This is a genomic window from Catellatospora coxensis, from assembly GCF_016862635.1.
GTDB classification, from domain to species: Bacteria; Actinomycetota; Actinomycetes; order Mycobacteriales; family Micromonosporaceae; genus Catellatospora; species Catellatospora coxensis.
Genome location: NZ_BONI01000025.1, coordinates 96,456 through 107,797, shown reverse-complemented (window position 1 = coordinate 107,797; position 11,342 = coordinate 96,456). Strand labels below are relative to the sequence as shown.

9 protein-coding genes are annotated in these 11,342 nt (G+C 73.0%); 3 read left to right on the top strand and 6 right to left on the bottom strand.

Annotated features, from left to right (window positions below; translation table 11 throughout):
* Together Cco03nite_RS16710 and Cco03nite_RS16705 are read right to left on the bottom strand one after the other, a co-directional pair.
* The coding region (locus Cco03nite_RS16710) for a galactose-binding domain-containing protein (protein WP_203693021.1) at positions 1-1,405 on the bottom strand (1,405 nt) is incomplete at its 3' end.
* 462 nt (positions 1,406-1,867) lie between these two features.
* Positions 1,868-2,695, bottom strand: a complete 828-nt coding sequence (locus Cco03nite_RS16705) for an alpha/beta fold hydrolase (protein ID WP_239167428.1) — start codon at positions 2,693-2,695, stop codon at positions 1,868-1,870.
* A gap of 72 nt (positions 2,696-2,767) precedes the next feature.
* Between Cco03nite_RS16705 and Cco03nite_RS16700 the strand changes: the two genes are divergently transcribed.
* On the top strand, positions 2,768-3,802 hold the full coding sequence (locus Cco03nite_RS16700) for a sigma-70 family RNA polymerase sigma factor (protein WP_239167427.1): 1,035 nt from the start codon (positions 2,768-2,770) through the stop codon (positions 3,800-3,802).
* A 15-nt stretch (positions 3,803-3,817) separates the two neighbouring features.
* On the opposite strand, the gene Cco03nite_RS16695 is transcribed toward Cco03nite_RS16700, so the two are convergent.
* Together Cco03nite_RS16695 and Cco03nite_RS16690 are read right to left on the bottom strand one after the other, a co-directional pair.
* Entirely contained in the window at positions 3,818-5,065 is a 1,248-nt protein-coding gene (locus Cco03nite_RS16695) for an MFS transporter (RefSeq protein WP_203693020.1), read from the bottom strand.
* A gap of 46 nt (positions 5,066-5,111) precedes the next feature.
* Positions 5,112-5,504, bottom strand: coding sequence for a hypothetical protein (locus tag Cco03nite_RS16690; RefSeq protein WP_203693019.1), 393 nt, complete (start codon positions 5,502-5,504; stop codon positions 5,112-5,114).
* A 314-nt stretch (positions 5,505-5,818) separates the two neighbouring features.
* Between Cco03nite_RS16690 and Cco03nite_RS16685 the strand changes: the two genes are divergently transcribed.
* On the top strand, positions 5,819-8,635 hold the full coding sequence (locus tag Cco03nite_RS16685; RefSeq protein ID WP_203693018.1) for an AfsR/SARP family transcriptional regulator: 2,817 nt from the start codon (positions 5,819-5,821) through the stop codon (positions 8,633-8,635).
* A gap of 55 nt (positions 8,636-8,690) precedes the next feature.
* Here Cco03nite_RS16685 and Cco03nite_RS16680 read toward each other — a convergent pair whose 3' ends face one another.
* Positions 8,691-9,140 carry a hypothetical protein gene (locus Cco03nite_RS16680; protein ID WP_203693017.1) on the bottom strand — a complete coding sequence of 150 codons (450 nt, stop codon included), beginning with the start codon at positions 9,138-9,140 and terminating at the stop codon, positions 8,691-8,693.
* Between the two features lie 220 nt (positions 9,141-9,360).
* Positions 9,361-9,909 (bottom strand): TetR/AcrR family transcriptional regulator, encoded by a 549-nt coding sequence (locus Cco03nite_RS16675; protein WP_203693016.1) that lies wholly within the window; start codon positions 9,907-9,909, stop codon positions 9,361-9,363.
* 101 nt (positions 9,910-10,010) lie between these two features.
* On the opposite strand from Cco03nite_RS16675, the gene Cco03nite_RS16670 reads away from it, so the two are divergent.
* Positions 10,011-11,261 (top strand): MFS transporter, encoded by a 1,251-nt coding sequence (locus Cco03nite_RS16670; RefSeq protein ID WP_203693015.1) that lies wholly within the window; start codon positions 10,011-10,013, stop codon positions 11,259-11,261.
* The last annotated feature ends 81 nt before the right edge of the window (positions 11,262-11,342 follow it).

Sequence of the window (11,342 nt, the reverse complement as noted above, 5' to 3'; positions counted from 1 at the left end):
CGTTCCACGTGGTCACGGTGCCGACCTGCGCGGCCAGCGCGCCGTTGCGGAACACGTCGTAGCCGGCCAGGCCGCTGCCGCCCGCGTTGTCGGTCGACGCGCCCCAGTTCAGGGTGATCGTCGTGCCGGACGTGGTGTGGCTGAGCGTGCCGGGCACGCTCGGCGGGGTGGTGTCGGGCGTGGTGCCGTTACGGGTCACGGTGTTGCTGTTCGCGGAGACGTTGCCCGCGTTGTCCCGCGCCCGCACGTAGTAGGACACGGTGGCCGTGGTCGGCTGGGTGTCCTGCCAGGTGGTGACCGCGCCGACCTGGGCGGCCAGCGTGCCGTTGCGGTAGACGTCGTAGCCCGCGAGGCCGCTGCCGCCGGCGTTGTCCGTCGACGCGCCCCAGTTCAGGGTGATCGTGGTGCCGGACGCGCCGAGGGTCAGGTTCGACGGCACGCTCGGGGCGGTGGTGTCGGGGGTGCCGGTGCCGGGCCCGTACACCTCGATCTCGGAGAGCTGGCCCGCCGGCCACGCGGTGTTGGCGGTGATGTTGATCCGCACGTACCGGGTGGTGGTCTGGGTGAAGTTGATCGTCACCGAGTTGCCGGCCACGGCCGGGTTGAAGGTGTACGACGCCGAGCCGACGATGTCGGTGAACGTCGAGCCGTTGGTGCTGCCCTGGACCGACAGCGTCTGCGAGCGGGTGCCCCAGCCGGAGGTCGGCAGCTTCAGCACGACGCGGTTGACCGCGACGGACGAGCCGAGGTCGACGGTCGCCCACTCCGGGAAGGAGTTGTTGACGCTCTCCCAGTAGGTGCCCTGGTTGCCGTCGACGGTGCGGGACACGTCGTAGACGTCGGCGTGGCCGCTCTCGGTGGTCGGGCGGCCCTGGGCGAGGTTGGTCGACGCGCCGGCGATGCCGTAGATCTCCAGCTCGGACAGCTGCGCGGCGGCCCAGCCGGTGTTGGCGCTGATGTTGACGCGCACGTACCGGGTCGAGGTCGCCGGGAAGTTGACGGTCACCGAGTTGTTGGCGACCGACGGGTTGAAGCTGTAGCCCTGCGACGCGACGATGTCGCTGAACGTGGAGCCGTTGGTGCTGCCCTGCACGGACAGGGTCTGGGTGCGGGTGCCCCAGCCGGCGGGCAGCTTCAGCACGACCTGGTCGATGGCGGTGGCGGCGCCGAGGTCGATCTGGGCCCACTGCGGCAGGGAGCCGGAGCTCTCCCAGTAGCTGCCCTGGTTGCCGTCGTTGAGGTTGCCGGTCCCGTAGGGGCCGTTGACCGAGCTGGCGGAGGCCGTTTTGCCTGACGACAGGTTGGGGCCGCCGGCCGCTTGCGCGACCGCCGCCCACGCGGCGGTGGCGATCATGGCGGTGGCGACCGCGGTCGCCACCGCTCTGATCGGAGTCCTGGTTCTCATCACTGTCCTTTGTCACGGAGGGACGGTTCCGCGGATGGACGGGAGTCCACGCGCGTTGCGGTGAAACGGGTGACCGATCAGCCGCGACGGTGAGCGGGGCCGCGCGGTTGATGTTTTGCAGGCGTGGTGTAACCGGTGACGTGGCGGGGCGTGAACTCAGCCCGGGCCGCGTGGAGGTGATCGACCAGTGCGTACGAATGCCGACGTCATACCGGGCCTCTCCCGAACGGATGGAGAACACCGGCAGGTGAGCGGCCTGCAGGGAACTTGCACAAGCTAACGACAAAACTAAACATTCGTTTGTCGAAATCTTGCACTGCGTCGGGGGCAACGTTACCGACACGTCACCAACACGTCAACACTTCGACGGTCGTGAGCCGACGAACGGATGAGAAGCGCGCGCAAAGACATGGCCATCCGGACGAAATCCGGATGGCCGTGTGTCCACTCTCGACGGTGCGGTCAGCGCGCGGCCAGCACCTCCCGCAGGCGGGCGGCGAACGCCACCGGGTCGCCGGTGAATCCGATGTGGTCGCCGGGGAACATCGTCGGCTCGATGTCCAGCTGTGCCGCCAGCGCCCGCGAGGTGCGGTCGCAGAGCTGCCCGGTCGACTCCTCGCCGATGCCGACCACGAGCCGCGTGCCGCCCTTGCGCAGCGCCGCCGCGTCGGGCACGAAGCTGACCGTCGGCAGCAGCATGTGCGCGTACTGGAAGTGCTCGTCGGCGACCGCCTGCTCGTCACGCTCGCCGCCGACGATGGCCTCGAACACGAACGGGGGCAGCTCGATGTTCGCGATCTTCAGGAACTTCGCGAACGCGCCCCGGTGGTCGCCGCCGAGGTACGTCGCGATCATGTCGTCGGTCGCCACCCGCAGTTCCGCACGGTCCTCGACCAGCTCGTCCAGCGGCGGCTCGTGCGCGATGAGCGTGCTTACCAGGTCGGGGCGGGCCTCGGTGAGCGCCAGCGCGCTGACCGCCCCGCCGCTGGAGCCGAGCACCACGGCCGGGCCCGCGTCGAGGTGGGTGATCAGCCGGGCCAGGTCGTCGCCGCGCTGCTCCGGCGTCGAGTCCTGGTCGCGGTCGTCGACCGAGCTGCGGAAGATGCCCCGCGGGTCGGTGGTGAGCACCGTGTGGTCGCTCGCCAGCAGCTCGGCCAGCGGCGTGAACGCCCGCGCGTCCATCGGCGCGCCGACCAGCACGACCAGCGGCCCGGTGCCCCGGACCTCGTAGTGCAGGCGCGCGCCGGGCACCTCCAGGATGGCGGCCGGCACGGTCGAAACGTCGTTCATCAGGTCTCCCTAGCAGGTGAGATGGCACTCGTACCTGAATGAGACCGCCCCCGTGCGGCAGAATCGTCGCTTGTGAGCGAACTTTCCTCCGCGCCGCCCGGGGACGACCCCGATCTGGCCGCCGCGCGGGCCGGGGACGACGCCGCGTTCACCCGGCTCGTCGAGCCCCTGCGCGCCGAGCTGCACGCGCACTGCTACCGGATGCTGGGCTCGGCCCACGACGCCGACGACGCGCTGCAGGACGCGCTGCTGCGGGCCTGGCGCGGGCTGGCGGGCTTCGCCGGGCGCGGCTCGCTGCGGGCCTGGCTCTACACCGTGGCCACCCGCACCTGCCTGGACCTCGTCGAGGCGCGCGGGCGGCGGGCCATGCCGATGGACCTGGGCCCGTCCAGCGCCCACGCGGTGCTCGGCGAGACCCCGCTGACCGACGTCGCCTGGCTCGGGCCGTACGCCGGCGCGGGTCTGGGGTCCGGTCCGGCCGGGCCGGGCGCGCGCTACGAGCAGCGCGAGGCGGTCGAGCTGGCGTTCGTGGCCGCGCTGCAGCACCTGCCGGGCAACCAGCGGGCGGCGCTGCTGCTGTTCGAGGTGCTGGGCTTCTCCGTCGCCGAGATCGCCGCGATCATGGACACGTCGACCACCTCGGTGAACTCCGCGCTGGCCCGCGCCCGCCGGATCGTGGCGGAGAAGTCGCCCTCCCCCAGCCAGCAGCAGACCCTACGCAAGATCGGCGACGCGCGGGTGCGGGAGGTGGTGAGCCGGTTCGCCCAGGCACTGGAGCGCGGCGACGCCGACGCCCTGATCACGCTGCTGGTCGAGGACGTCACCTGGTCCATGCCGCCGCTGCCGCACTGGTATCACGGCCGGGCCGCGGTCATGGACTTCGTGGTACGGGTGCCGCTGACCTCGTGCGGCTCGTGGCGGCACCTGCCGGTCGACGCCAACGGCCAGCCCGCGGTGGCCGCCTACCTGCGCCCCGAGCCCACCGGCGAGCACCTGCCCTGGTCGGTCAACGTGCTGACGCTGCGCGACGACCGCATCGCCGAGGTCACCGCGTTCGTCGGCGCGGCGCACTTCCCCCTGTTCGGCCTGCCCGCGTCACTGCCCTGAGCCCGCCGTGGCGGGTCAGGCGGGTGCCGGGACGGGCTGCTCGTCCGCGTGGGCGATGCGGGTCAGCTCGCGCCACAGCAGCACGACGAAGGCCGCCGAGCCGGCGAAGGCGAACCAGAACGGCGCGGTGACGCCGTAGTGGGTGGCCAGCACGCCGCCGATCACCGAGCCGACGACCAGCCCGCCGAACACGCAGATGGTGTTGAGGCTGTTCACCCGGCCTTGCAACTGCTCGGGCACCGCCCGCTGGCGCACCGTGACCGAGGTGGTGCCCCAGACGAACGCGTGCGCGCCGAACACGAAGAAGATCGCCGAGGCGACCACCGGTGAGTTCGTGACCGCCAGGCCCAGATGGGTGAGCGTCTCGATGATCAGCCCGATGCGCATCACGTTGCCCAGGCTCACCCGGCGGGTGATCGCGCCGTACAGCGCGGTGCCGAGCAGGCCGCCGACCGCCGAGACCGTGGTGAGCAGACCGAAGCCGATCGCGCCGAGGCCGAGTCGCTCCTGGGCGTAGAGGACGAGCACCGACCAGGCGGCCCCGAACGTCACGTTGAAGATCAGAATCGTGAGCACGAGGGTACGCACGGCCGCGTGGTTCACCGTCCAGCGGAACCCCTCGGCGACGTCACGCCGCAGGCTGCGCTTGTCCTGCGCGGGCCGCTCCCGGACCGGCAGGCGCACCCGCGACACCAGCACCACGGCGGCGGCGACCAGCACGACCTCGGTCGCGAACGGCCAGGCCGTGCCGACGGCGAACAGCGCCGCCCCGATCGGCGGCCCGATCAGCTGGTTGAGCGTGATGAAGCCGGTCTGCAATCGCGCGTTGGCCACGGTCAGGTCGTCGCGGTGCACCAGCATCGGCGTCAGCGTGCCCGCCGTGTTGTCGGCGAACACCTCGGCGACGGTCAGCAGGCCCAGCGCCGCCAGCGCGCCGATCGCCGTCAGCCTCCCGGTGAGCATCGTCGCCACGAGCCCGGCCAGCACCAGCACCCGGGCCAGGTTCGCCACGATCATGATGCGGCGCCGGTCCAGCCGATCCGACAGCACACCCGCGTACAGGCCGAACACCAGTGGTGGGGCCCAGCGCAGCAGCGCGGCCAGCGAGATCAGGAACGGGTCCTCGGTCAGCGACATGACCAGCAGCGGCCCGGCGGCCATCGCCACCCCGTCGCCGAGGTTGCTCGACCAGGACGAGGCCAGCAGCCAGCGGTAGCTCGCGCCGAGCCGGGCGGGCACGACGGAGTCGACTAGCTTGCGCACAAGGTCGAGACCTTACGTGGGCGCGCAGCCGGGCCGCAACGCGTATTCATCGGCCGGCGAAGCCGATCACGGCGAGCACCGCCGAGGCGAGCGCCAGGACGCCCGAGACGACCTCGCCGCGGGCGGAGAAGCGGCCGGCGCCCCAGCGTTGCGGGAAGAGGACGTCGTCGGCTCGGCGGGCTTTGACGATGACATACGCGGCGTAGATGTTGAGCAGGGTCGCGCCGACCGCCACCGCGGGCAGCGTCCAGGAGTCCCCGATCGCGAGCGCGATGCTCAGCACCAGGCCGAACGCGCCGGACAGGGCGGCGGGCAGGCCGGCCTGCTGCCAGCTGCGCGCCTCGGTGAGCGCCGAACGGGTCCGCGCCCGGCCACCGGGCTGCATCCGTGCGGCAGCGGCGGCTCGGCGGGCCCGGACTTCTCGGCGTGACTTCGGCATGGGAGGCAGTGTGCCCGACGCCGTCCAGCGCGGGTGTCCCCGGCGGTCCCGGTGTGACGGTCACGGAATCGACTGGAGGCGTGGTCTCAGGGCGGCCGAGGTCCCCCGAATCTCGGCCCGCCCCGAGAACATCGGCACGTCGGCGTGCCAGCCGACGAACACGCACGGTTTGCCACAGGGCGTTTCGACCCGTGCCGTACGCTCGCCGATACCGCGCATCGTGTCCGATCGCGGTACAGGCGATGTACAACGCGGAACGTGATCGCCTGAGCACGTTTCGTTGTCGGGATCGTGGTCGGAAAGGCGAGACGGCAGTGGAGTTCCAGACGCTGGGACCCCTCCAGGCGGTACACGACGGACAGCCGGCCTACCTGCCGACGGGCCACAAGCCGCGGTTGGCGCTGGCCGTCCTGCTGGCCCGCCTGGGCCGGCCCGTGCCCATGGACGTCCTCGTCGAGGCGCTGTGGGCCGACCAGCCCCCGGCCTCGGCCCGGCGCAACGTCCACCAGTACATCAGCCAGCTGCGCGGAGCGTTGGGCACCGAGCGGATCCAGAACGCTCCCGACGGCTACACGGTGCCCGCGGGCGAGTCGCTCGACGCGGCCCGGTTCGGCGAGCTGAGCGCCGCGGCGGCAGCGGCCCTGGACGGTGGTGACGTCGAGGCCGCCGCCCGGGACTGGCGGACCGCCCTGGACCTGTGGCGCGGCCCGGCGTACGCGGAGTTCACCGCGTGCCCGCCGCTGGCCGACGAGGCGCTGCGCCTGGACCAGCAACGGCTCGCCGCGTACGAGGGCTGGGCCGAGGCCGAGCTGGCCCTGGGCCGGCACCGGCAGGTGGCCGGGACGCTGGAGACGCTGGTGGCCGAGCAGCCGTTCCGCGAGTTCTTCCGCGGCTGCCTGATGCTGGCCCGCTACCGCAGCGGGCGGCGGGCCGAGGCGCTGGACCTGTTCCGCGACACCCGCACGCTGCTGCGCGACGAGCTCGGCCTGGAACCCGGCCCGCAGCTGCGGGCGCTGCACGAGGCGATCCTGCGCGACGACGCGCGGCTCACCCGCCCCGGCCGGTACGACTTCACGCCTGAGGCGCCCGCGGCCGCCGCCGCGCCGGTGACCGCGCCCCGGCAGCTGCCCGCCGACGTGGCCGGCTTCACCGGGCGCGACGAGGCGCTGCGGGAGCTGGACCGGATGCGCGACCGGGAGGCCGGCCCGGCCCGGGTCGCCGTCATCACCGGCAGCGCCGGGATCGGCAAGACCTCGCTCGTGGTGCACTGGGCGCACCGCTCCGCGGACCGGTTCCCCGACGGGCAGCTGCACGTCAACCTGCGCGGTTTCGACGCGGGCGGCCCGCCGGCCAACCCGTCGCAGGCGGTCCGCGGCTTCCTGGACGCGCTGGGCGTGCCGTCCGCGCGGGTGCCCGCCGACCTCGCCGAGCAGGCCGCCCTCTACCGCACCCTGCTGGCCGGGCGGCGCATGCTGCTGGTGCTGGACAACGCCCGCGACGCCGACCAGGTGCGCCCGCTGCTGCCCGGCACGGCCGGGTGCATGGTGCTGGTCACCAGCCGCAACCAGCTGTCCGGCCTGGTCGCGGCCGAGGGCGCCCGGCCGCTGTCGCTGGCCGTGTTCACCGCCGCCGAGGCGCGGCAGCTGATCACCCACCGGCTCGGCGGCAGCGCGGTCGAGCGGGAGCCCCGCGCCGTCCGCGACGTCATCGCCCGCTGCGGCGGGCTGCCGCTGGCCCTGGCGATCGTCGCGGCCCGCGCCGCGTCCGGCCCGGCGCTGCCGCTGGCCGCGCTGGCGGCGGAACTGGCCGACGGGCGCGACAACCTGGACGCGTTCAGCGGTGACGACGCGGCCACCGACCTGCGCGCGGTGTTCTCCTGGTCGTACCGCCAGCTCAGCGACGGCGGCGCGCGGATGTTCCGGCTGCTGGGGCTGCACCCCGGGCCGGACGTCTCGCTCGCGGCGGCGGCGAGCACGGCCGGGCTGACCGTGCGGCAGGCGCGCCCGCTGCTGGCCGAGCTGACCCGCGCGCACCTGGCCGTCGAGCACGCCCCGGGGCGCTTCCTGCTGCACGACCTGATGCGGGCGTACGCCGCGGAACTGGTCGCCGAGGCCGACCCCGAGCCGGACCGGTTCACCGCGCTGCGCCGGGCGTACGACCACTACCTGCACACCGCCAACAGCGCGACCCTGATGGTGTACCCGCACCGGCACCGCATCACGATCCTGCCCTGCGACGAGCAGGTGACGCCGGAGGTGCACGCCGACCGGGACCAGGCGTACGCCTGGTTCGCCGCCGAGCACGCGGTGCTGCTGGCCGTCATCCGGCAGGCGTACGAGCTCGGCTGCGACGGGCACACCTGGCAGCTGGCCTGGACGCTGATCACCTACTTCGACCGGCAGGGCCACTGGCTCGACCAGGCCCACACCCAGCGCGTCGCGCTCGACGCGGCGCTGCGCTCGGGTGACGTGACCGGGCAGGCCCACGTCTACCACGGGCTGGGCGTCTCCAGCACCTGGCTGGAACGCTACGACGAGGCCCAGCAGCACTACGACAGCGCGATGGCCCTGTTCGCCCAGTCCGGCGACGCGGCCAGCCAGGCCAACACCCTGCTCGCGCTCACCTGGCTCGGCGAGCGCACCACCCGCTACGCCGACGCCTACACCTACGCCGAGCGGGCATACCAGCTGCACCGGGCCACCGGGGACCGGTCGGGGCAGGCCAAGGCGCTGAACACGATGGGCTGGTTCCAGACGCTGCGCGGCGACCACGCGGCGGCGATCACGGCATGCGCGGAGGCGCTCACCCTGCACCAGGAGGTCGGCGACCTGGCCGGGCAGTGGGAGACCTGGGACAGCCTCGGCCACGCCCACCTCCACCTCGGCAACCACGAGCAGGCCGTGCTCGGCTTCGGCAACGCGCTGGACCTGGTCCGCCAGACCCGCGACCGGTACTGGGAGGCGTTCATCGTCGACCACCTCGCCGACGCGCAGCTGGCGCTCGGCGAGGCGGGCACCGCCGACGGGCTGTGGCGGGACGCGCTGCGCATCATGGAGGAGCTGGCCCACCCCGACGCCGAACGCATCCGGGCCAAGCTCCGGCCGCTCGACACCGACGCGGCCCAGTCCTGAACGCCGCCGGGGCCGCCACCCGGATCGGTGTCGCGGCCCCGGCGGTTCGGCGCGGTTACCGGGTGGACAGCCGCTCGTCCGCCTCGGCTTCGGCGCCGTCGCGGGCGAGCTTGGCGTCGCGGGCCGCCCGAGCGGCCTCGACCTCCCGCTCGGCGTCGGCCGCGCCCGCCTCGGCGGCCCGCTGCGCGGCCAGTTCCGTGGCGATGGTGTCGTGCTTGCGCTTCAGGGCGAGGTTCTCGGCCCGCTGCGCGGCCAGTTCCCGGCGGGCCGCCATCCTTCGGCGGGCGCGCCGGCCGGCCCCGCTGAAGAGCATGAACAGCCCGACGAGGAACAGCGCACCGGCGGCCGTGCCGATGAGGAAGACCTCGCCGACCGTGGGAGAGAAGGTGTAGCCGAACAGCTCGACCGCGCCCGCCGACGTGGTGAACAGGCCGTCATTGTCCATGAAGGCCACGAGCGCCAGTCCGGCCAGGCCGAGGACCAGCAGCAATCCGAGCAGCATCATCGTTGTCCTCCTGCGTGCCGACAGCGGTGTCAATTCGTGGTGACGGGCCGCAGATACCCGCGGGGCACGGCCGTAAACCGCTGCGGAGACGAAGGATCCCCGCCGACCACGGGGGAAGTCGGCGGGGACGTCTATGACGATACTCCTCCGGACCTCAGCCGGATAGACCGCGGTACGAAGCAATTCGTTCCGATCTCCACTGTCGTGATCGGATGGCCGGTCAGCGACCGGCGAACAGGCGCCCCACCAGGGCCGGAGCGAGTTCGTCGTCGAGGGTCCAGGGCCGGAACAGCACCCGGTAGACGATCGGCGCGATGACATGGTCGATGACCTCCTCGACGGGCACCTCGCCGCCGTCCCGCTCGATCAGCAGGGTGGCCTCGGCCCGCCGGTTGCGCAGGCAGTCCGAGTCGCCTGCCCCGGCCGCGGCCGCCCCGCCGCGCAGCAGCGCCGCGGCGGCCGGCTGCCGGAAGTGCTCGATGATCTCCTGCGCCCAGCGGGTCAGGTCCTCGCGCAGGTCACCGGTGTCGGGCAGGGGCCGATCCGGCGAGATCCGGTACGTCGCGAGATCGTTGATCATCGACGGGGCGTCGCCCCAGCGGCGGTAGATGCTGGTCGGGTTGACCCCGGCGCGCTCGGCGACCATCGGGATGGTCACCTGGCCGCTGCCGCGCTCCTGCACCAGTTCCTCGACGGCGGAGCGCACCGCGGCCAGCACGGCGGCGCTGCGGCCGCCGGTGCGCCGGGCGGGGCTGGGTGTGGCAGACATGACTCCCACTCTAACGCAGAAATATTTGCTTTAACTTCCGCGCTGAGACTACGGTCGCCTGGACGTAAACGCAATGATCTTTGCTTTAGGGAGCGCACGTCATGACCATCGCCGAGCGGGCCACGCCCTACCTGCCCCGCCACTCCGCCCGGACCGCCCGGCGGCCGCTGTCGCCGACCGTCGCCTTCACCGGCGCCGCGCTCGCGTTCGGGTCGCTCTACCTGGCCGCGGGCGCACCCACCCCGCTGCTCGTCCTGTTTCAGCGGCAATGGGGCTTTGCGCCGTCCATGCTCACGGTCGCCTTCGCCGCGTACGCGTTCGCGCTGCTCGCCGCCCTGCTGGTGGCCGGCTCGCTGTCCGACCACGTCGGCCGGCGACCGGTGCTGATCGGCGCGCTGCTGGTCGAGCTGGTCTCCATGGTCATGTTCGTGTTCGCGCCGAACCTCGGCTGGGTCATCGCCGCCCGCGTCGTGCAGGGCCTGGCCACCGGCGCGGCCAGCAGCGCGTTCACCGCCTCGCTGCTGGAGCTGGCCCCGCCGCGGCACCGCCGCTGGGGCTCGCTGATCGGCAGCGTCGCCCCGGCCGGCGGCCTCGGCCTGGGCGCGCTGCTCACCGGCGTCGCGGTCCAGTTCACCCACTCCGCCAACGTGATCGTGTTCAGCACGCTGACCGTGATCATGGCGATCGGCGCGGTCGTGCTCTACCTGTCCGCCGAGACGTCCGCACGCCGGCCCGGCGCGCTGGGCTCGCTCGTGCCGCGGGTCACCGTGCCGCACCCGGCCCGGCGCGAGTTCGCCGCCGCGGTGCCCGTACACCTGTCGGCCTGGATGATGGCCGGCCTGTTCATGGGCCTCGGGCCGACCATCGTGCGCGGCGTCTTCCACCTCGACAGCGGCCTGCTCAACGGCGCGACCGCGTTCCTGGCCCCGGGCGCGGCCGCGGTCGCGGGCATCGTGACCGGCCGCTTCCACGGCCGCCGCGCCACGGTGCTCGGCAGCGCCGGGGTGCTCACCGGCACGCTGGTCGTCGCGGCCGGCATCGCCGCGGGCCTGCTGCCCGTGGTCTGGCTCGGCGCGATCGTCAGCGGCCTCGGCTTCGGCGCGTCGTTCGGCGGCGCGCTGCGCCTGGTCGGCCCGCACGCCCAGCCGCACCAGCGCGGCGGCCTGTTCGCCGCGGTGTTCCTGGTCGCCTACCTGTCCTTCGGCCTGCCCCTGATCATCGCCGGGCAGAGCGTAGTCTCCGTCGGCCTGCTGCCCACCGTCCTCGCCTACAGCGCCATCGCCGTCCTCATCGCCGCCACCGGCCTGCTCACCCAACTCCGCCTGCGCCGCACCGACGCCGTGCTCGCCTGACGGTTTCCGGGGAACTGCACGTATCGACCCGCTCATTCGTGCAGTTCCCCGGAGAACGCAGCGCAACCGCCGGCAGACGAA

Excerpts from the sequence above, each read along its gene's own strand:
- Cco03nite_RS16670 (WP_203693015.1), top strand. The coding sequence starts at position 10,011 with ATGACCATCGCCGAGCGGGCCACGCCCTACCTGCCCCGCCACTCCGCC.
- Cco03nite_RS16680 (WP_203693017.1), bottom strand. The coding sequence starts at position 9,140 with ATGATGCTGCTCGGATTGCTGCTGGTCCTCGGCCTGGCCGGACTGGCG.
- Cco03nite_RS16690 (WP_203693019.1), bottom strand. The coding sequence starts at position 5,504 with ATGCCGAAGTCACGCCGAGAAGTCCGGGCCCGCCGAGCCGCCGCTGCC.
- Cco03nite_RS16675 (WP_203693016.1), bottom strand. The coding sequence starts at position 9,909 with ATGTCTGCCACACCCAGCCCCGCCCGGCGCACCGGCGGCCGCAGCGCC.
- Cco03nite_RS16705 (WP_239167428.1), bottom strand. The coding sequence starts at position 2,695 with ATGAACGACGTTTCGACCGTGCCGGCCGCCATCCTGGAGGTGCCCGGC.